We start from the raw sequence: 22388 nt of genomic DNA, 5'->3' as shown, positions 1-22388 counted from the left end.
AGGTGCGCGATCATGGGGATCCAGGCTGTCAATTAGAGGGTTTATGCCGGGGAGAGTCAATCCGGATCCTAGCAGGAGTGCCTGTATCGGGACTGAATCAGGGCATTCTTTATTCACTGGTTAATCATTAACGGGCGAGAGCCTGGGTGCTCAGCCTCTTCCCCCGTCTGCTGGCGCCACAGCCGGGCATAGAGTCCCGGTCGTGCCAGCAGCTCCTCATGGCTGCCGGACTCCACTATCTGCCCTGCGTCCATCACCAGGATGCGATCGGCATTGCGCAGCGTATTGAGGCGGTGGGCGATGCTGATCAGGGTGCGGCCACGGCGAATGGCCGCCATGTTGGCCATGATGGCCGCCTCGGATTCGTAATCGAGGGCCGAGGTGGCCTCGTCGAGCAGCAGTATCCTGGGGTTGGCCAGCAGGGCGCGGGCCAGGGCGATGCGCTGGCGTTGCCCGCCAGACAGGCGGGCACCCTTCTCGCCCACCTGCTGCCCAAAACCCTGGGGCAGCTCGCGAATAAAGCCGAGCGCGCCGGCCAGCTGCGCCGCCTGCTCCACCTCGGCCTGGCTGGCATCGGGGCGACAGATGCGGATGTTGTCGGCGATCGAGCCACAAAACAGAATGCTCTCCTGCAGCACCACGCTCATGTTGCGACGCAATGAGACGGGGTCGGCGATGGCGAGATCCATGTTGTCGACCAGCACCTGGCCGTGCTGGGGCACGTAGAGTCGTTGCAGCAAGCGGGTAAGGGTGCTCTTGCCACAGCCGGAAGGGCCAGTGATGCCGATGAACTGCCCGGGCTCGATGGAGAGGGAGAGATTGGCCAGCACCTCGGGGGCATCCGGCTGGTAGCGAAAGCGGATGTGGCGAAATTCGATGGCCCCCTCGAGAGCGGGGACGGAGGCGAGCCCGCCATTGCCGTGCTCCGGCGCCTCGTCGAGTATGTCTCCCACCCGGCGCAGGGCGATCAGGGTGTGCTGGAAGTCCTGCCACACCTGAGCCAGCCGCAGCACCGGCTGGGTGACGTGGCCCGCCAGCATGTTGAAGGCCACCAGCTCGCCAGGACTCAGCCTGCCGTTCAGCACCTCGCCGACCCCGAGCCAGAGCAGCAGGGCGGCGGTGAGCTTTTGCACCAGATCTATGCCCTGACCCGCGGCAAGCCCCACCTTTCTTGCCTGAAATCCCCGCCGCAACTGGCGCGCCAGCAGACGCTGCCACTGCTGATAAAAGCGTGGCTCCGTGGCCGTGGTCTTGATGGTTTCGATGCCGGTGACCGCCTCGGTCAGGAAGCTGGTGGCATCGGCATCCGCCTGATACTCGGCCTCGACCCGCTTGCGCACCAGGGGGCCAATCAGCAGCCACAGCAGAAAATAGATGAGCAAGGAGCCCAGCACGCAGCCGGTCAGCACGGGGGCGTAATGGAACATGACGCCGACAAACAGCAGGATGAACACCAGGTCCAGCACCAGCATCAGGGTTGAGCCGGTGAGGAACTGGCGGATCTGGGCCATCTCCTTGACCCGGGCGATGATCTGGCCGGTCTGGCGCGCCTTGAAATAGTCGATGGGCAGGCTGACCATATGGCGATAGAGCTTGCCGGACAGCTCGGCGTTGACCTGATTGGCCAGATGGCCGAACACCTGGCCGCGCAGAAAGCTGTAGAGCGGCTCGGCGCAGGCCAGCGCCAGCATGGCCAGGGCCAGCACCTGCAGACTGCCGAGGCTGCGCCCCACCAGCACCTTGTCGATGATGTTTTCAAACAGCAGCGGGCTGGCGAGGGCAATGAGCTGCAACACGATGGCGAAGCAGAAGACGTCTCGCACCTGCTTCTGCTGGCGCAGTACCGCCGGGCTGAACCAGCTCAGCCCGAACTTGACCTCGGCCGGGGTGAGATCCTGCTGGGCCAGCAACAGATAGTGCCACTGCGCCGCCTGCGTGGGGCCCGGCAGCGGCTGCAGGCTGCTGGTGCCGGTCGCCGGATCAAACAGCTGCCAGCCCTCAGGCTCGATGGCGGTGATGGTGTACCAGCGTCCCTCCCGCTTGAGCAGGGCTGGCAGTGGCAGCGCCGCCAGCGGGCAGCCCGGCCCCTGTGACAGGGCGCTGCGCAGGCCGAGCCGGGCGGCGGCCTCGCGCACCGTCAGATCGTCCGGTGCCAGATCGCAACCCATGGCGTGGGCCAGTTGCCCGGCATCCGCGGCCATCATCAGCTGATGGGCCGCGTGGGCGAGAGCGGCGAGGGCGCCATTGGCGATGGGGGCGGGCTCGTTCACGGGGGTCTCGTGGGCCGGCAAAGCGTGTGTCATTGTCATCGCTCCCGCAGTGCCTCGGCCTGGTATTCCCGGATCGGGCTCAGCAGGTAGTCGATCACCCGGCGCCTATCCGTCTTGACCTCGGCCACCACCGACATGCCCGGGGTGAGCCGCACCGGCTGATTGTCTATCTGCATCTCGCCCCGGCTCAGCTTGACCCTGGCAGGAAAGACCAGCCCCAGTTGCTCATCCGTGGTGGCATCGCGCGACACGCTGACCAGCTCGCCGTCTATGGTGCCGTAACGGGTATAAGGAAAGGCATCCACCTTGATGCTGACCGTCTGCCCTTCGTGCACGAAGCCTATGTCCTTGTTGAGGATCTTCACCTCGGCGTACTGGACTCCCTCGTTGGGCACTATGACCAGCAACTGCTGGGCCGGCTGCACCACGGCGCCCTGGGTGTGGATGGCCAACTGCTGCACTGTGCCCGCCACCGGGGCGCGAATGACTTCCAGGTGCTCCCGCTCGCTCAGCTTGGCGAGCTCCTGCTCGATGGCGGTCAGCTGCAGCTGGGCCTGCTGGCGTTTCTCTATCCACTCCCGCTGTTTCTGTGCCTTGAAGCCGGCCAGCCGCTCCTGCAGGCTCTGCTGCTGGGATTGCAGCACCTCGAGCTCGGCTCTCTGCTGGGCGAGCTGGCGCTGGGTTTCCAGCAGCTCTTTCTCCTGCTCCAGATACTCGACCCGCGAGATGGCCTGGGACCGGCTCAGGGTCTGGCGCGCCTGCAGGCGCGGCCGGATGTTGGCCAGCAGGGTAGTGAGGGAGGCCATGTCTCCCCGTCTGGCGGCCTGATTGGCCTGATTGACCCCAAGCTCGGCCTGCAGGTTGTTGAGGGTGCTCCGGTACTCGTGCAGCTCGCTCTGGTGGTTCTCCGCCAGCGCCTGCTGCTGCGCCGGGGTGAGCCTGGCGTAGTCGGGGTGCTGGCTGACGGTTTCGTTGCCATAGAGTGCCTGATAGCGGATCAGGGTCTGGTACTGGAACGCCTGTTGCTCGCGCAACCGGCTCAGATCCTGGCTCACCCCCAGGGTGTTGAGGGTCAGCAGCGGCGCGTTGGCGGCGACCGCCTGGCCATCTTCCACGTGAATGCCGATCACCCTGGCCTGCTCGTAGGACTGGATCATCTGGCTGCGGCCAAAGACCAGCAGGCGCCCGCTGGCGGTGGCCTGGATGTCGAGCTGGCCCCAGCAGGCCCAGAGCAGGGTGAGCAGCACGCCGGCGCTCAGGGTGAGCGCCGTGATGCGGGCAAAGGGGGAGGGCGGCGTCTCGGCCAGCGCCAGATGGGCGGGCAGGAAGCCGTAGTGGGCCTCCTGCTGCCGGGCTGGACCGGGTTGGCGCCAGCGGCTCAGCCTGGTGCGCAGATTCATGGGGTCTCCTCGTGCAAGTCCTGTTGCAGCTGCCACAGGCGGGCGTAGTGCTGCCCCAGTGCCAGCAGGCTGGCGTGGTCGCCCTGCTCCACTATCTTGCCGCGCTGCAGGACTATGATGCGGTCGCAGTGGCGCACTGTGGAGAGGCGGTGGGCTATGGTGATGACGGTGCGGCCGCTGGCGATCTGGCGCATGTTGTGCTGGATCAGCGCCTGGGATCCGTCATCCAGGGCGCTGGTGGCCTCGTCGAAGATGAGGATCCTGGGGTCGGCCAGCAGGGTGCGGGCGATGGCCAGCCGTTGGCGCTGACCGCCGGAGAGCGAACTGCCCCCTTCCGCCAGCACTGTGTCGTAGCCAAGGGGTAGTCGCAAAATGAACTCATGGGCGCCGGCCAGGGTGGCGGCCCGTATGATCTCGTCCAGGCTGGCGTGGGGCACCGACTGGGCCAGGTTGTCGCGCACCGACTTGTTGAACAGGTGGTTCTCCTGCAACACCACCCCCATCTGCTGGCGCAGGTGGTGGAGCGGGATCTGCTGGATGGGCTGGCCATCGATGAGGATCTGCCCCTGCTCCGGCTGATAGAGCCGCAGCAGCAGACGGGCCAGGGTGCTCTTGCCCGAGCCCGAGCCTCCGACAATCCCCAGCGTCTCGCCGGGCGCCAGGGCGAGGGAGAGATCGTCGATGATGAGGGGGGCATCCGCTTGATAGCGAAAATGCACCCGCTCGAGCACTATGGCGCCGGCGTGGATGCGGCCATCCCCATCGCGCTGATGTTCCGGGGGGAGGTTGAGCATGTCGCCGAGTTTGTCTACCGCGATCCGGGTCTGGATGAACTGGCCCCACAACTCGACCAGGCGCGACAGGGGTTGAGCCACGTGACTGGCCATCATGTTGAAGGCGATGAGCTGGCCTATGGTGAGCTGCAGCGCGATCACCTCGCTGGCACCGAGCCAGAGCACGACGACCGTCACCAGTTTTTGCAGCCACATGACCCCGTGCTGGGAGGCATTGTTGAGTTGCTGCACCCGGTAGCCCGCTTCCACCATCTGGCGGGTCTGCTCATCCCAGCGCCGCACGAAACGCGGTTCCAGCGCCAGGCTCTTGAGGGTCTCGGCCCCGGCGACCGTCTCGTTCAGGAAAGCGGTATTGGTGGCGGCATGGCCGAACTGCTGCTCGACCGCCTGCTGCATGCGTGGCGTGATCCACCAGGCGATCAGCACATAGGCGGGAATGGAGAGCAGGATCACCAGGGTCAGCATGCCGGAGAGGCTGGCCATGACGGCCAGGAAGACAAACATGAACAGCACGTCCACCGTCAGGGTGAACAGGGTGCCTGTCAGGAACTCGCGTATGGTGTTGAGCTCCTGCACCCGGGTCACGATGGCGCCCACCTGGCGACTCTTGAAATAGAGCAGGGGCAGGGCGAACAGGTGCTGCACCATGCGCAGACCGAGCTGGATATCGATCCGGTTGGCGGTGTGGGCATATTGGTATTCCCGCAGCCCGCGCAGGCAGACCTCCACCAGGGCCGTGATCAGCAGCCCGAACACCAGCACATCCAGGGTTGCCCAGGCCTGATGCACCAGCACCTTGTCCATCACCACCTGAAAGAAGAGCGGGGAGATGAGCGCCAGGATCTGCAACACCAGCGAGAACAGCAATATCTCGCCGAGCAGGCGTTTTTGCTGCAGGAAGGCGGGGATGAACCAGCGGATGTCGAAGCGACTCTGCCGTTTGCCGACCTCGAGCAGGCGGCCCCCCCAGCGTGCCAGCAGCTCGTCTTGTGTTATGACCTGCGGCTTGCCCACAGCCGGATCCAGGATCAGCGCCTGCTCACCCTGGCGCTGGGCCAGCACGAACGCCTCGCCAGAGGGGCTCAGCAGTACTACAGGCAGAGTCAGTTTATCGAGTTTTCGAGGGGGGACATGACGCTGACGAATGCGGGTTCCTGTCTGTTGCTGCAGCGTATCGACAATATTGTCAAAGGTGTCGTCTGGCGTGTGTGCTATATCTTGAGAGGGGCAACCCTGCATCCCGATAATAATATTGAGACACGCTAAAACAGACTCTTCACTCGCCGTCATAATATATCCGTTTGCCGCTGTGACACCCCTCCTGTTTATATGGGGCAAGGTGGCCTGTTGCAGGCAGGGCGCGCATATTAACGAGCCATTATTTCACTGTCAAATATTATCTTGATTGATAGCTTGCATAATAAAATGGCCGTGATGGCCCAGTTAATAACGCATTGCATAATGCCGCGGCATTAACCTTAATGATTGAGTTGATATTTATATTGACGTATTTACTCTATTTTTAGGTCATTGTTTAATTGAATCGGATAATAATTTCAAATATGGTAAATATAGTGAAAAGCAAAATGTTGCTCCCGTGTTATTTTACTTGGGAAATTCCTTTTCTTTTTTGTTTGTCTTTATATTTATTGATAATGGAATTTATATGACAGAGCAGTTTGTACAGACAGTATCCAGCGTCAACTATAACAAGGGGATCTTCTCCCTCTATTTCGTTGGACAAGATCCGCTGAAGATGGCGCAAGGGGTCATGGCAGAAAGTGACAACGAGTTGGCGCTGAAACAGACGGTCCACATGCCTGCCGCTGGCTTTATGTATATGGTTTCAATGATAAAAAACATGCTTGAAGATCCGCGCATGGCCGCCGAGTTTGACAAGTTGATCGCCGCAGGCCTGATCCCGGCAGCCCCTTCTGACGAGCAGCAAATCGCACCGGCTGCCACAGCACAGGCCGCGCCGCGCAAGAAAAAATAATGTTCCGGTTGGGGATCCAATGAGCTTGGTATTGCAATCAACGGAACCGAACTGGCAACAAAATCAACATATGCTGGGGGGAGTCATGTTGCTGAGTCAGCACTCCTCCCTGCACCGGCGTTATTCCGTCGCCGAGTGGCAGCAGCGAATATTGCCTGCCTTCGAATTGAACCAGTTCAGCTATTATGAAGACTCACACGGGCGCCCGGTTGCATTTTGCAACTGGGCGTTTGTCTCTTTATCCATTCGTGACACCTTGCTGGCCGCCGAGCGGGAGCTGATCCGTGAGGATTGGCAATCTGGCGACCATATTTTTATTCCGGAGATGATAGCGCCATACGGACATGCCCGCGCCGTGGTGAGCGATCTGCGTCGCCGGATATTTCTGCCATGGAAAGGGCAGCGGGTCTGTACCGTGCGCGGTCATGTTCATGCCGAACTTGGCCATTGTGTGCGCAGGGTGCAGTGGTTTTCCATTTAATCATAATGAGCTAATACATGGGAAAGAGTGTATGGAGAAGTATTGAGTACTTCTTTACCGGTAATTACACGGCAGATGATGGCAATAATGACATCAATGCCTTTGGCTTCGGCGGCGTCATCCGTGCCTATGGCGGTGACGACACCATCAAGATCGGCTCCATTGGCGCCACCGTCTATACCGGCACGGGCAATGACAGCGTGTACGGCGGCGCCGCCTACCTCAAGGTGGTCGACGACTCCGGCAACCTGACCGTCAAGGGGGCGGCGGGCTACGCGGACATCAGCAAGTCCGAGTCAGGCAATATCCACTTTGCCGGCGCCAGCGGCGGCACCAATATCGATCACCGGGGGCGTGAGGGCGACATCCGCTATCAGGGGGCGGCTCTTGCCAACTTCCTGACCCGCAAGGGGATCAGTGGCAATGTCAGTTTCGAGGGGGCTGGGGGTTACAACAAACTCTGGCACCAGACTGACAGGGGCGATCTGACCTTCAGCGGTGCCGGGGCGGCCAACAAGATAGATCGTACCTGGCACAGCCAGTATCAGGGGTCGCACGGCAACATCAGCTTCTATGGTGCCGGCGCGGCCAACATCATCAGCTCCCTGGTGGAATCCGGCAACATATCCCTGAACGGGGCCGGCGCCTACAACAAGGTGTTTCGCAAGGGACGCGAGGGGGATATCGCCTTCAACGGCGCCGGCGGCTGGAACGAGATCTCCCGTCTGCGCCATGAGGATGATGCCTATCTGCATACCCGTGGCGACATCCGTTTCAACGGCGCCGGGGGGTACAACCGGCTGCTCTCCGATGTGGCCGAGGGCAACATTCACTTCAAGGGGGCCGGGGGGTACAACCACCTCTCCCGCAAGGGGTCTGGCAACGACAGCTCGCCCTTTGCTGGCGCCAGTGCCAACGAGATAGTGCTGACCACGGCCACCATGGGCGGCAGCTGGATCAACCAGTCCCAGGCGGTCACGGCCATCAAGTCGACCCTGCAACCCAATACCTACCTGTTTGCCTTCTTCGATGGCATGTACACCAAGATCAACCGGGTCGAACTCTCCAACGAGGGCGAGCAGGGCCCCCTGCGCTATCTCTCAACCTCCTGGTACAAGGAGGGCGATCACCTCGCCAGCCTGGCCAGCAGCCAGATCAATGAACAGCAAGGATTTACCTCGACCCGAACCGACGGCGCGTATCGCCTGACGGACCTGGTGTTTGAACGGCGTCAGCGCATCACACTGCAGGCGGTGGAAGCGGATCTGACCGAAAACAGCTGGATCAACTACGGCGGTGGCGTGAGCGTGGCCGCCGCCGATGTCACCCTCTCCACGGCCAACATGAGTGGTCATGCCATCTATCAAGATGGTACCAAGGTCGCTGTCAGCGCGGTGAAATCCCGGGCGCAGGCCAACACCTATGTGTTTGCCAAGCTGCTTGGCCCCTACACCAAGATAGTGGTGGTGGAGCTGGCCAACGACAGGGAAACCGGTGCGCTCAAGTACCTGGCCAGGGCCTGGTACAAGGAGGGCGATCACATCGCCGGCCTGGCCGATCAGGTCATCTCGGAGCAGACGGGTTTCAGTGCCATGGGCACGGGGGGCTACTCCCTGAGCGAGGTGCACTACCAGCTCGATACCGTCACGGCCGTGTCGGATCGACTGCCGGCCACCCGGGAGTTTGACTCCCAGCTGTTGCTTCCCCGTCAGCAAGGCGGCGGCAAGAGCAAGGGCGACATCTTCTTCGACGGCGCCGGTGGCGGCAACGTCATCGAGTCCGACGTGACCGAGGGCAATATCCACTTCAACGGTGCCGGGGCGGCCAACGTGCTGATCAAGCGCGGTCAGCGCGGCGATCTGGTGTTCCGTGGTGCCGGCCTGGCCAACGTGCTGGTGCATCAGGGCGCGCAGGGGAAGATGGATGTTTATGCCGTCGGTGCGGCCAACGTGCTGGTACGCAGCGGGGACGGGGAGTATCTGGCCCGCCTGCTGGCCTATGGCAACATCTCGGTGCAGCAGGGCCGTGGCGACAGCCAGGTGGTCATGCTGGGCGGTTACAACACCCACACCCAGATAGGTGACGGTCGTGGCCTCTGGCTGGCAGGCGGTGGCTTCAACCTGCTGACCCAGGCCGGCAATGGCCGGCTCGATGCGCTGTCGGTGGGCGGTGCCAACGTGCTGACCAAGCTGGGTGCCGGCCAGCTGACCGCCGGACTGCTGGGGGGCGCCAACGTGCTCACCCACATCAGTCAGGGGGACGAGGCTGCCGATACCCGCGCCGTGCTGCTGGGGGGCGCCAACGTGCTCACCAAGAAGGGCAACGGCAAGGTGCAGGCCATACTGGGGGGCGGCGTGAATGTGCTGACCCAGATTGGCCGGGGTGATACCCAGGCGCTGCTGCTGGGGGCGGCCAACGTGCTGACCCGGGTCGGTGACGGCGATCTCTCGGCGGTGATGCTGGGGGTGGGCAACGTGCTGACCCATGTCGGCGATGGCGCCACCCTGGGGGTCATGGGGGCCGCCGGCAACCTGTTCACCAAGGTGGGTGACGGCACGGCCATTGCCGCCATGATAGGCGCGGGCAACCTGTTTACCCAGATAGGCCAGGGCGATGCCTGGGCCCTGATGGGCGGAGTGGCCAACGTATTCACCAAGGTAGGCGATGGCAATGCGCTGGCGCTGATGGTGGCCAAGGCCAACGTCTTCACCCATGTCGGTGACGGCCTGACTGTGGCCCTGATGCTGGCCCAGGGCAACCTGGCGACCAAGGTGGGCAACGGCATGACGCTGGCTGCCATGGTGGGCAATGCCAACGTCTTCACCCATGTCGGCCTTGGCGAGACCTTTGCCGCCATGCTGGGGCAGGCGAACCTGATGACCAAGGTGGGCGATGGCCTGACCGCCGCGCTGATGATCGGCAAGGCCAACGTCTACAGCCACATAGGCAACGGCACCAGCCTGGGGCTGTTCGCCGGCGAGCTGAACGTGATGACCAAGGTGGGCGATGGCACCACACTGGCGGCCCTGTTTGGCAAGGCCAACATAGTGACCCATGTGGGCAGCGGTCTGACCGGGGTACTGGCGCTGGGCAAGGCCAATATCATCACCAAGGTCGGGGATGACTTCCTCGGCGTCATCGCCAAGGCCGATGCCAACGTGTTGACCCACGTGGGCAATGGCACCACGGCCGCCGTGCTGTGGGGCAAGGGCAATCTGCTGACCAAGATAGGTGACGGCACGACCGTGGGTCTGCTCATCTCCGAGGTGGGCAACGTCATGACCCATGTCGGCGCCGGCAGCACCATAGGCCTGGCCAAGGGCCGCGCCAACCTGATCACCAAGGTGGGTGACGGCCTGGTGGTGCAGGGAGCCTGGGGAGACGTCAACCTGCTGACCCAGGTCGGCAACGGCGATCGCTACAGCTTCGCCAAGGGCCGTGCCAACGTGCTGACCAAGGTGGGCGATGGCCGCGAGCTGGCGGTGCTGCAAGGGGAGGCCAACCTGGTCACCCAGGTGGGCGACGGTGACAGTTACACTGGTGCCTGGGGTCGCGCCAACATCATCACCAAGGTGGGGGATGGCCGTCAGGTCGTGCTGGCCAAGGGGGATGCGAACATAGTCACCCAGGTGGGGGATGGCGAGAGCTATCAGGCCCTGCTCGGCAAGGCCAACGTCGTCACCCGGGTGGGGGACGGCATCCAGGTCACCCTCGCCAAGGGGGAGGTCAACCAGACCACCACTGTGGGGGATGGCCTGAGCGTCACCGCCGCCTACGGCAAGTTCAACAACAACATCAAGGTCGGCGACGGTACCTCCATCAACCTGGCCTGGGGTGATTACAACCTCAACACCAAGGTGGGGGACGGGCTCAACGTCGCCGTCATGAAGGGCAAGGGCAATGCCAATGTCCAGATCGGCGACGGGCTCGACGTGACGGCGGCCTATGCCCGCCACAACGTGGCCATCAAGATAGGCAACGGCGACTTCTACAGCCTGGCCATCGCCAGCAGCAACACCAGCAGCAACAAGCTCGGCACCCTGTTTGACAACATCAAGCAGACCCTGTTCGGTGCGGCAGGCAACCAGGCCATCAACTACCTGGTACAGGGCGATGAAGAGGGCCCGGTCAAGGCGCCACAAGCGGCCAGCCTGGGGGATGTACAGACCCTGAGCGGCTTCGGTCTGGACGAGATTGGCGAGGTGAAATCCTCGCTGGCGAGCGGCCTGACCGGCCAGGTGAGCCAGACCGGCGAGCGGGACGAGCAAGCCATGGACAAGGCGTTGCAGCTCGATGAGCAAGGCCTGGCCAGGGGCGGCGAAAACCTCATCGTCAACGGCGATTTCGAACGGGGCGCCCACGGTTGGCAGCATGCCGGTGACGGGATCGAGGCAGACTTTTCTGCCGCCACCTACGGGCTGGCTGACGAAGGTCACGGCCAGCGTGTCAGTGAACTCTCCACCGACAGAAACACCCAGATTTCCCAGGATCTTGCCGGCCTCCAGGCAGGCGAGACTGTCACCCTGGACTTCGATTTTGCCCGTCGGGCCAACATCTCGCTGCAGCACGGCATCGAGGTGCTGTGGAATGGCGAGCGCGTCTTTGCCAGCGAGGGCGACACCGCCAGCTGGCAGACCAAACGGCTGACCCTGACCGCTCGCGCGGGGAGCAATACCCTGGCGTTTCGGGGCACGGGGGAGAGCAACGGCCTTGGCTATCTGCTCGACAACGTGGTCGCCACGGCGGCTGGCAAGGCCGAGATTGGCCAGGTCAGCGCGCAACTGGCGCAAGATGGCAACGCCGCCCAGGCCCAAGCCGATCGGGCCAGTGCCGATGCCGACAAACAGCGACTGGAGCAGGAGAAGGCGCAGCAGCTGGCCGCCATCTCGGGCGCTCAGGCCCAGCTGGAAGCCACCGACGAGGGCAAGCTGGCCGAGAATGGTCAGGATCAGCGCGGCGTCATCGAGGCGGAAGCGCGCGACATGACGGCTCAGCTCGACACCCTGGCCCGCCAGTTTGAACAGCTCAAGCAGCCCGAAGCGGCCACCATCCCGTCCGGCCAGCACTGGCGCAATGGTTTTGCCGACCGCTTGTTGACCGATACACAGGAAGATCTGGAAGAGGCCAGCGGCACGGCAGGCGAGGCGATTGCGGATGCCAAAACCCGCCGCGAGCAGCAGAGCCAGCAGGTCGATGCCGCCCTGACCCAGTCCAAATCGGGTCAGCAGCGCAGCGAACAGTTGCAGGGCGAGGCCCTGGCGCAGGGGCAGAGCCGGACCGAGCAGGCCGAGCAGCGCCGTCTCGATGCCCTGACCCGCGAGGCCGATGCCCGGCAGCGGCAGCAAGAGGGCGAGTCGAGTGCCAGCCAGGCCCAGGCAGCAGGCGAGCAGGCCAGCAGCCAGGCCAGCCAGCAGGCAACACAGGCCAGACAGAATGCGGCGAGCCTGAAACAAAGCGGCGACAAGCCGAGCCGTCAGGACGCGCATGACGGCCAGATCCCGGTTGCGGCACCCCGGCTGCCGCAGACCGGTGAGCTGGCTGTGGCGGATGCCGCAGGTCTGTCGACCTATGCTGCGGCTGGCGCCCAGCCATCGGCCATCGATGCCGCCAATGGCTTGAGTGAACAGGAGCAGTCCGCCCTCGATGGCGCCCTGGCTGCGGTCAATCGCCTGCAGATCAATGCCGGGAGCCGTGTTCATGGCACGCCCGCCATCACCCTGCCCGGTATGGTCGGTGAGCGCGAGTCGGGCGCCGCTGTGCCGGCGAGCCATGCGTCTTCGCGCCGCAGCGCCGAGCTGGGTCTGTCCGGTGTCTCCCTGGCCGGGCTGGGGAGCCCGGTGCGAGGCCCGGCCGTCGCCGTCCCCGAGACCGCCGGTTTTGCCTTCCAGCTGCTCAGGCGCGAAGACAATGGCTTCATTGACTCCACTCGCCGCCAGCTGGGCAAGCTCTCGACCGACTTGCCAAGCGAGCGGCTCAAGGCGGTACGCGAGGCCGTGGTTCGGGTGCAGCAACAGCCATCGGAGGCGAATCTGGGGCTGCTGGAGCAAAGCCTGTCCCAGTGGCAGGCTCGCGACCCCAAAGAGTTTGCCCAGCGTGGTGAACAGGTGAAGGCGCTGCGCTTCGAGGCCGCCTCCTTGCTGAGCCACACCTTCGCCTTCAGGGCCAAGGCTGCCGGTGTGCATGGTCTGGCCCTGCCGCCTGAACAGACAGCCCGCTTCGAACATCAGCTGGTGTTCGACGGCATAGGCCGGATCACGGGAGTGGTGGGTGAGTTGAGTGCCTCCGACATAGCCAGGGTGACCGAGCTCGGCATTCGTCCGCTCACCGACACCAACTCCAACGCCGAGCGGCAGGCGCCCCGTACCGAGCATGACAGTCTGATCGCGTTTGCCCATCAGCTGGGTCAGTTCGACACGCCGCAAACCCGCCAGCTGGCCGCAGCGGTCAAGGCACTCTGGCTCTCTGGCGAGGTGAATGGGCCTCGTACCATCGCCCTGTTTGAGACTGCCAGCAAGACGCTGGGGGATCAGCCGCAGCTGCAGGTGCTGGCGCAAGCCTTGCTTGCCGATGCGCACAAGAGCAAGGCGACCGGCCAGTACATAGACAACCTGTTTGGCCGTCGTTTCGACTCCGAGATTGCCCATGCGCTGGTGACCTCACCGTCGCAGGCGGCGATCGATACCTCGGCGCAACTGGGTGCCAGCCTGGTGAAGGAGTTTGGCGACTGGATCCAGACACTGCAGCTGGACGAGGCCACCCAGAGCCAGCGCATCGACAAGAAGATGGCGGCATTCGCCGAGGCCATCAAGAAGGACACCCGTCCCTGGTTCAGCCGGGTGCCCAGCCTGACCGATTTCCTGGCCGAGCCGAATCTGGCCAACTTCAAGCAGATGATGACCCGGGTCGACAACGGCTTCGATGTCATCAAGGTGCCCTTCCTTGCGGTGAAGATGGCCACCCATCCCGAGCTCGGCATGGACACGGCCGACTGGAAGAGAGAGGGGGATCGCTTCTATGGCAGCGTCATTACCAAGGCGCGCTCGACCAGCACCGAGATCGCCTCTGCCAAGGACGGTCTGCTGCAAGTCGACTTGCCGGGTCGCACCACCAGCGACTACGGCACGGGTCTGCACTATCAGCCCGGCGGCGACAAGTACGACGACTTCCTGAGCGGGCGCAGCGTGGCCGATGGCCGCATACTGACGCCGGGCAAGGAGACCACCTTCGAGCGCAACGCGCTGGACAAGGGCTTGCCCGTGGTGACCGGGGCCTCCGGCTCCACCAACATCATGGTGCACCTGAACAACTATCTGGCGGCGAAAGACCCTGCTTACTCCCCGAGTCAGGCCTACCTCAACACCCTTGCCTTCCTGGTATTCGATGGCGGCCACTCGGTGAACGAGAGTCTGGCGGTCTATCAGGCGTTGCAGGCGAGCGGGGATGCGCGCAAGCAGGTGCTGGAGAGCTACACCGCCAACTACCGGGATCTGGTGGATCTGGCGGGTGATGCCGGCAAGGCGGCGGTGCAGGATGCCCTCGATCGTGCCTTCGGCCGCACCCTCGATTTTTATCAGCAACACGCCCACTCGGCGCAGCTGGCTGAGCTGGCCGCACTCGGGTCGCCGCGCAAGGTCAGTGCCCCTGTCGAGGTGGTTGAACCCGCCTCATCCGGCAAGCCCGTCTCCATGGAGAACGACGGCTCGGCACCGCTGGACAGGCAGCCGCTCAACCCCCTGACCCGTTTCCTCAACGACAACCTCTATGGCACCCGTGATGAGCGGCGCCAGGTGGGCGACATCACCCGGCAGTTGCTCGACCATGCGGTGAGCAAGGGAGAGGCCGCACAGGTGACCCTGCAAGGGGACGCCGGCCGTCTGTCCGGTTACCTGCACAAGGGGGCCGAACGACAAGAAACTCAGCAGGATGGAAAGCCCGAGGTGGTGCTGTTCCTGCATGGCTCGGGCTCTTCCGCCGAGGAGCAGGCCGATGCCGTTCGCAGTCATTACCAGAAGCAGGGCATCGACATGCTGGCGGTCAACCTGCGTGGCTACGGTGCCAGCGATGGCGGCCCAAGCGAGCAGGGGGTCTATCAGGATGCCCGCACCATGTTCCGCTATCTGGTGGAAGAGCGCGGGGTGGCACCGGACAAGATCCTGATCCACGGCTACTCCATGGGCGGCCCCATCGCCGCCGATCTGGCCCGTTATGCCGCCGAGCAGGGCAAGCCGGTGGGCGCCCTCTTGCTCGATCGCCCCATGCCCAGCATGAGCAAGGCGATCACGGCTCACGAGCTGCCCAACCCGGGCGGCCTGGTCGGGGCGCTTGCCAAGGCGGTCAACGGCCGTTTCTCGGTGGAGAAAAACCTCGACGGCCTGCCCAAGAGCACGCCCATCATGCTGCTGACCGACAACGAAGGGCTCGGCAGCGAGGGGGAAAAACTGCGGGCCAAGCTGGCCGTGGCCGGTTATCAGGTCAGCGGCGAGCAGACCTTCTATGGCCATCTGGCCAGCAACCGCTTGATGGGCCAGTATGCCGAGCAGATTGTGGGTGACTTGTTCAGTCGCACGCCGCCGGCAGCGGACGCCGAGGCGCCGCTCAAGGGCATCGAGGGCATCAAGCGCGATCTCAAGCGCTACCAGGAGGCGCTCGCCCCGCAGGTGGGCAGCAACGGCGTGGCCAAGGACATACGTACCACCAGGGCCTTCCTCGCGGGTTACCAGCAGGGACTGGCCGGCAAGGTGGTTGACGGCTTCCAGCCCGACATGAGCATGACCCAGCTGGTCGACTTGTTCACCCAGCCGACCCTGACGCCACAACAGCAGGGGGCGCTCGCCTGGGAGATCGAGAACCGGGCGCTCAAGAGCACCATCCAGCCCAGGGTTGAACAGTTCAATCGCCTGTTCCGTGACATAGCCTCGCAAGGGGGCGCAGATCCGCTGGCAAGGGAGCACCTGGCACCCCAGTTGTTGTTGCTGAACCTGGCGGATGACGGCTTCGGTGGTCGCTGCGATCCCCTCTCCAAGCTGGTGCTGGTCGCCAAGCAGCTGGAGAGCGAGGGGCAGCCGGATCTGGCGCGGCGCATGATGGAGAAGCTCTACTCGGCCGCCGCCGTCATCAACAATCCGGATCGTTACTCGGTCGCCGAGCTGGACAATGCCCGCAAGCTGGTGGGCAGTCTGGCTGAGATCCACAACAACACGCCGGCGTCCTACAACTACGACAGCCTGCGCAGCATCAAGTACGACATCGTCAAGGATAAGTGGGAGGGCAAGAGCGCCATCTCGCTCGATAGCGTGCTCGGCAAGCTGACCGCCAAGGGGAACGCAGCCCCCGTGCTGCTGGAGCTGGATGCGCCGGGCCACGCCATGGCCGCCTGGTCCAAGCAGGGTGAGTCGGGCCGAGTCTACGGTTTCTACGATCCCAATGTGGGCATAGTCGAGTTCTCCTCCGCCGAGAAATTCAGTCGTTACATGACCCGCTTCTTTGGCAAGGAGGGGCTCGACATGGCGAACGGCTACCATCTGACGCCGGGAGCGGATGGCAAGCCGCTGTTCTTCCGGGTAACCGAGATGAACGGGGGCGAGCTCGCCCGCTTCAAGCCGTCCAAGGATCTGGCCAACAAGGTCACGCTGCAGGAGATCCTGCAGTTGCCGGTGTTTGACGAGAGTCCGATGGCGGGGCTGCCGGGCAAGGTGGTGGCGCAGGAGCGGGCAAGCAGCCTGTTTGCCGACGCCTACAGCCCGGATGAGCTGAAAAAAGCCGCCCAGGTATTTGCCAAGCCCATTGGCGAGTCTTATCAGGGGATCCTGGATCAGCTCGCTGTGCTGCACGGTGCGACCGGGCAGGTGCAGGTGGAGGCCGCATTGCGGCTGAACAAGCTGATCGACGACTACCAGGCCAGGCACGAAGGCTCCGGCAGAAACCCGGCGCTGAGCAAGCTGCAGAGCCAGCTCAACGGCGGGCTCTATCACGGTGAGCTGGCCTCGCTGCAAGCCGATGTCGCGGCACTGGCCAAGAGTCGCCCCGATCTGGCTGCCCTCGTCATCGGCAAGGCTGCCGAAGAGGCAAAAGGCCAGCATCCGGGTCTCACCCAGATGTTGCTGCGCTGGGTGGCACAAGATCCCTATCTGGCGGCCAAGGGGGGATACCAGGGCCAGGCGCCTGCGGATCTGCCCTTTGACGCCAGCTTCCATGTCGCACTCGGCGAGCAGTATGGCGAGCTGAAGAGGTGGCTGGCAGACGCCCAGTCGAAGGGGCTGCTGAGCAAGGCTGTGCTGGACGACACCGGCAAGGTGCTGCACCTGGGCTACTCCTATCAGGAGTTGCAGGACATGACGGGGGATCAGTCTGCCCAGATGACTGTCTACTTCATCAAGGAGGCGGCCAAGCAGGCGGCGCCCGGCTCCGAGCTCTCTGCCGAGATGATCATGCTGGACAAGTTTGCCGACCGCCGCTATCTCGGCGAGCTGGAGTCCCGCCGCCTCGAGCAGGTTGAGAGCATCTATCACAGCAGCAAGCAGACCGATGTGGCGGCCTGGGATGCCCGCTATGCCGGCAATGCCCTGCGGGATCTGAACGACCAGGTGGCGCAGGAGAGTACGCTGGCGGGACAGCTGGCACGCCTGCTGGAGAACCGCAACGGCCTGCTGATCGGGGAAACCCATGGCAGCGACGTGAATGGTCTGCGCTTCGTCAACGAGCAGATGGATACCCTCAAGGCGCAGGGGGTGACCGTCATAGGTCTGGAGCACCTGCGCGGCGAGCTGGCGCAGCCGCTGATCGACCGCTATCTGGCGGGGGGAGATATGTCCCCCGAGCTGGCAACCATGCTGAAAACCAAGCATCTGGATCCCTCCCTGTTCGAGCGAGCGCGTGAGAAAGGGCTGCGGATTGTGGCGCTGGACGACGGCAGCACGGCAAGACCCGCGATTGCCGGGACTGAGCACGGCCTCATGTATCGCGCCGGGGCGGCCAACAACGTCGCCGTCGACGTGCTGGGCAAGTTGCCGGCTGGCGAGAAGTTCGTCGCCATCTACGGCAGCGCGCACCTGGCCTCCCACAAGGGGATCGAAGGCTTTGTGCCGGGCATTACCCACCGTCTGGGGCTGCCCGCCCTGAAGGTGGATGCGGACAACCGCTTCCGCCTGCAGGAGGATGACACCAGCCAGCGCGTCGAGTATGGCGATGTCGCCAGGAAATGGACGCCGCTGGCGGGCCTGGATGGCGTGGATCAGCCGGTACGCAACCAGCAGGTCACCCAGTGGCAGCGGCCTGAGGTGACACCGGGCAGCCAGGGGGGCGAGACCCGCTTCGATGGTCAGATCATCATCCAGACCGAAGATGATCCGGTTGCCGCCAAGGCGGCGGCCAGTCTGGCCGGCAAGCACCCGGATAAGAGCCTGGTGGTGCAGCTGGATGCGGATGGCAACTATCGGGTGGTGTATGGTGATCCTGCGCAGCTGGCCGGCAATATTCGCTGGCAGGTGGTGGGTCACGGCCGCGACGGTGACGAGCAGAACAACAGCCGGCTCAGTGGCTACAGCGCCGATGAGCTGGCCGGGCGTCTGCGTCGCCTGGGCGATCGCCTGCAAGAGGCGGGTGTGGCGAGCAAGCCGAGCTACGTCAGCCTGGTGGGCTGTTCCCTGGTGAGCGACGACCAGCAGACAGGGTTTGCGAGCCGTTTCATCAAGGCATTGAAAAATGAGGGGATCAGCGCCCATATATCGGCCCGCAGCAGCGAGGTGGCGGTCGATCTGGCTGGTCGCAAGCACACCCGTGGTGAAGAGGATGTCTGGGTCCGCAAGGTGGCCGGCAACAAGGTGGTGCTGACCCTCAACGAAGCCGGCGAGCCTGTGGTGCACACCGAATTGGTGCGCGGCGGCGTGGCCGAAGGGGATATAGATCTGGCCAAAGTGGGCCAGGGTGACGGCGAGAGTCGCGTCCGTGGCGCCATCGCCGACAACGACGAGACCTTCGTTGCCCCCGAAAAACAGCGTCAGTCCGAGCCTGCCGCTGGAAAGGCCGACAATGCCGTCAGCTACTCCGGCAACATTCAGGTCAATGTGGGGGATGGCGAGTTCACCGCCCTCAACTGGGGCACCAGCAACCTGGGTGTCAAAGTGGGCACGGGCGGCATGAAGTCGCTGGCCTTCGGCGACAACAACGTCATGGTGCACATCGGGGATGGCGACAGCAAACACAGCGTCGACATCGCCGGTTACCGGGCGCTGGAGGGGGCCCAGCTGTTCGTGGGGCAACGCAACGTCAGCTTCAACCTGGGGCGCAGCAACGATCTCATCGTGATGCTGGAGAAATCCATCCCCACGCCGCCCATGGTCAACCCCTTTGGTGGGGCGGCCCGCATCGCCGGTGCCCTGCAGCAGATTGCCGGTGACGGCTCGCAGCCGAACTGGGTTGCCAGCCAGTGGGAGCAGTGGACCCTGGCCGGGGCCAACAAGTTCGTGGCGGACATGGCCGGGCTGGATCAGACCAGCAGCGTCAAGTACGGCTCGCTCACGGCTCTGGACAGCGACCATGAGCGCAGCAGTCGCGGCCTCAAGAGCGATCTGGAGGCGACCCTCAACAAGGAGTTCAACAAGCGCATCTCTGGCGGTGGCCAGGGTGAACAGGGACCTCTGAGCCGGGCGGACAAGCTGCGCCAGGCCAACGAGAAGCTGGCGTTCAACTTCGCGGTGGCCGGACAGGGGGCCGATATCCAGGTCACCACGGGTAACTGGAACTTCGTGTTTGGCGACAACATCCAGGCGATGCTGGACACCAACCTGGGTTCCCTGTTCGGGATCCTGACCCAGGAGTTCACGTCGACCGGGCAGGCCAAGACCACCTTTACCTTCACTCCGGCCGATCTGCCGCGCCAGTTGCAAAACCGGCTGCTGGGCCGACTGGCCGGGGTCGGCGCCGATACCACGCTGGCGGATATCTTCGGGGTGGATTACAACGCCCGTGGCCAGCTGGTGGCACGCGATGGCGCGGCCATCGATGCACCTGCGCTGTTGCAGGAGATGCTGGGGGTCATCGCCGAATTTGGTGGCGATCAGCTCAAGAGCCTGACCGATCCGGCCAAGTGGCTCGACAGCCTCAAGGCCGGGCTGGATCTGGGCACAGATGCTCTCGGCGATTTTGCCCGCACCCATGGCCTGCAGGAGGCGGCGCCCGAGGAGGCCAAACCCGGTGAGGTGACTGTGCAGCAGGATGAGGGCCCCGCCAGGGCAGCTACCCAGCCGGCCGCCGCACAGGAGAAGGCGTTTGGTTTCAATGCCCTGAGCTTGCCGAATCTGTTTGCCACCCTGTTCAACGGCGACAAGCAGGCGGAGATCAAGGCGCTGGCCAGCAACCTCAAGCAGAACCTGACGGCGGACTTGCTCAACATGCAGGAGCAGACCTTCGACTTCCTGCGCAACAGCGGTCACCTGCAGGGGGATGGCGACATGCACGTCTCCCTTGGCAACTACAACTTCAACTGGGGGGGAGACGGCAAGGATCTGGGGGCCTACCTCGGCGACAACAACAACTTCTGGGGTGGGCGCGGGGACGATGTCTTCTATGCCACCGGCACCTCCAACATCTTCGCCGGCGGTGCCGGTCAGGACACCGGCATCATGATGGGGCGGGAGAACATGATGTTTGGCGGGCAGGGTGACGATGTCGCCGTGCTGGCCGGCCGTGTCAACCGCGCCTTCATGGGCGAGGGCAACGATCAGGCCTTCATCTTCGGCGAAGAGGGGATAGTGGAAGGGGGCGCAGGCCAGGATTATCTGGTCACCTCCGGCAACTTCAACCAGATAGATGCCGGCGCGGATCAGGACTTTGCGGTGACCATAGGCCATCACAACCAGATCCGGCTGGGTGAGGGGGATGACGTTGCCATTGTGTTTGGCAACCACAACCGCCTGCTGGCGGAGCATGGCAACAACCAGGTCAAGCTGATGGGTTATCACGCCACCATCCGGGGCGGTGACGGCCGGGATCGGCTGATCGCCGACCAGGTTGCCAAGTTCAGCCAGCTCGATGGCGGGGACGGCGATGACCTGCTGGTGCTGGGCGGTTACCAGAACCAGTTCAGCGGCGGCACAGGCGTCGACAGCTTCGTGTTCAGTGGCGCCGTGATAGAGAACCTGGTGCAGGACATCGGCAAGGAGGACTTCATTGTCTTCAGCGATGTCAGCTGGCGGGATCTCTGGTTCAAGCGCAGCGGCTACGACTTGCAACTGCTGGTCAACCGTCACACCGACGGGGCGAGCGAGCAGGGCAAGTTCGAGCAACTGGGCAGCGCCACCTTCAGCAACTACTTCGCCGACAACCGGGCCCAGCTGGTCATAGGCCTTGGCGAGCAGCAGGCAGAAGGCGAGCGCGCCTACACGGCGCTCTCTCACCATGCGGTCGACAGCCTGATCCAGGCCATGAGCAGCTTCGCCCCCGAAGCGGGCGACATGGGCCTGCTCAATCGCCTCGACAGCCAGGCCAACAGCCTGGTGCAGTCTGCCTGGGGTGATGTGATCCAGGGCAAGGGCCGGGTCGCCTGAGCGACCTGACGCCAACCCAATGACATGCAAAACCTGCTCTTCGGAGCAGGTTTTTTTATGGGAAAACGGTGGGCGTGAGCCTCCTTGCCGGTGCGTGACGACGGGAAAGCGCGCCTTGGCTCCCGACTCCTTAGCGCAGCCTGCTCGCCGCCCATTACAGGCTCGGCCAATGGATGGGGCTGCGGCTGCCTTGCCAGGCATAGGCGCCTTCCACTCCCCGGCTGGTTATGATATCCATTCGATAACCTGGTCTGGGGCCGGCGAGTCTCGGAGACTCGCTGCCGCCGAGGCCGCCGTCCGCTGGCGCGACCCTGGGTTTCGCCTTGCCGTGTTCATCTTTCCCCAGCCGGTCAGGGGTCATACGCAAAAGAGGCTTTATGGAGTTGTTGTTACTGGCGGATGCGCCCTCTGCCGCAGGCGTGGTTGCCTCATGGTATTTTGACGAATGGTGCCGCGACAGTGGTCGCTGCACTCAAGAGCAGGTACTGGCCAAGGTCACGGCGGCCACCCAGGTCGACCGGGCTCCGCTGATGGTACTGGCCCGCCTGGCCGGTGAATGGGTGGGGGCTGCCGAGCTCAAGATCCGCGAAATGGCGATGTTTCCCGAGTACGAACATTGGTTGGGTGGGGTATATGTGGTTGAAAAAGCGCGCGGGCAGGGGGTCGCCTCCTTGCTGGTAACAGAGATCCTCAGCCGCGCTCGCAGTGCGGGGATCAGCAAGCTGTACTTGCAAACCGAGAACCTGACCGGTGGCGTTTATTGCCGCCATGGTTTCAAGGCCCTTGAGGAGGTCCATTATAAAGGCCTTCATGTCCTGGTGATGGTGGCGGATACCGGCCTCTAGCCCTCGTCAGAAGCGCTGACCCGGTGACGCTAGGCGCAGCAGCGTGCGCCCCGCTTCAG

General features: G+C 63.6%; 7 protein-coding genes. 4 read left to right on the top strand and 3 right to left on the bottom strand.

The genetic code is table 11. The features are described from left to right. Positions 1 to 113 precede the first annotated feature (113 nt). The 3 genes from AACQ95_RS01410 to AACQ95_RS01400 are packed head-to-tail and all read right to left on the bottom strand — an operon-like array spanning position 114 to position 5703. Positions 114 to 2303, bottom strand: a complete 2190-nt coding sequence (locus tag AACQ95_RS01410) for a type I secretion system permease/ATPase (protein ID WP_241280354.1) — start codon at positions 2301 to 2303, stop codon at positions 114 to 116. A gap of 2 nt (positions 2304 to 2305) precedes the next feature. Then, positions 2306 to 3670 carry an HlyD family type I secretion periplasmic adaptor subunit gene (locus AACQ95_RS01405; protein WP_241280352.1) on the bottom strand — a complete coding sequence of 455 codons (1365 nt, stop codon included), beginning with the start codon at positions 3668 to 3670 and terminating at the stop codon, positions 2306 to 2308. Then, the gene (locus AACQ95_RS01400; protein ID WP_277604500.1) at positions 3667 to 5703 is read right to left on the bottom strand and encodes a peptidase domain-containing ABC transporter; all 2037 of its coding nucleotides are present in this window, start codon (positions 5701 to 5703) and stop codon (positions 3667 to 3669) included. The genes AACQ95_RS01405 and AACQ95_RS01400 overlap by 4 nt, the downstream gene beginning before the upstream one ends. Positions 5704 to 6061: 358 nt before the next feature. Here AACQ95_RS01400 and rtxH point away from each other — a divergent pair, with 358 nt between their 5' ends. The 4 genes from rtxH (at position 6062) to AACQ95_RS01380 (ending at position 22329) form a co-directional block, all read left to right on the top strand. After that, a complete protein-coding gene (rtxH, locus tag AACQ95_RS01395) occupies positions 6062 to 6460 on the top strand; it encodes a protein RtxH (RefSeq protein ID WP_445290526.1) in 399 nt (132 codons plus the stop codon). 19 nt (positions 6461 to 6479) lie between these two features. Further along, positions 6480 to 6941: an RTX toxin-activating lysine-acyltransferase RtxC gene (gene rtxC / locus AACQ95_RS01390; protein WP_043134661.1), complete on the top strand. Its 462-nt coding sequence runs from the start codon at positions 6480 to 6482 to the stop codon at positions 6939 to 6941. 17 nt (positions 6942 to 6958) lie between these two features. Continuing rightward, positions 6959 to 21484 carry an MARTX multifunctional-autoprocessing repeats-in-toxin holotoxin RtxA gene (gene rtxA / locus AACQ95_RS01385; protein WP_241280348.1) on the top strand — a complete coding sequence of 4842 codons (14526 nt, stop codon included), beginning with the start codon at positions 6959 to 6961 and terminating at the stop codon, positions 21482 to 21484. Positions 21485 to 21861: 377 nt separating this feature from the next. Next, entirely contained in the window at positions 21862 to 22329 is a 468-nt protein-coding gene (locus AACQ95_RS01380) for a GNAT family N-acetyltransferase (protein ID WP_241280346.1), read from the top strand. Positions 22330 to 22388: the final 59 nt, after the last annotated feature.

The sequence above is a fragment of the Aeromonas sp. MR19 genome (assembly GCF_963899305.1).
In the GTDB taxonomy this organism is placed as follows: domain Bacteria; phylum Pseudomonadota; class Gammaproteobacteria; order Enterobacterales; family Aeromonadaceae; genus Aeromonas; species Aeromonas bestiarum.
This window is presented reverse-complemented; position numbering and strand designations above follow the sequence as displayed.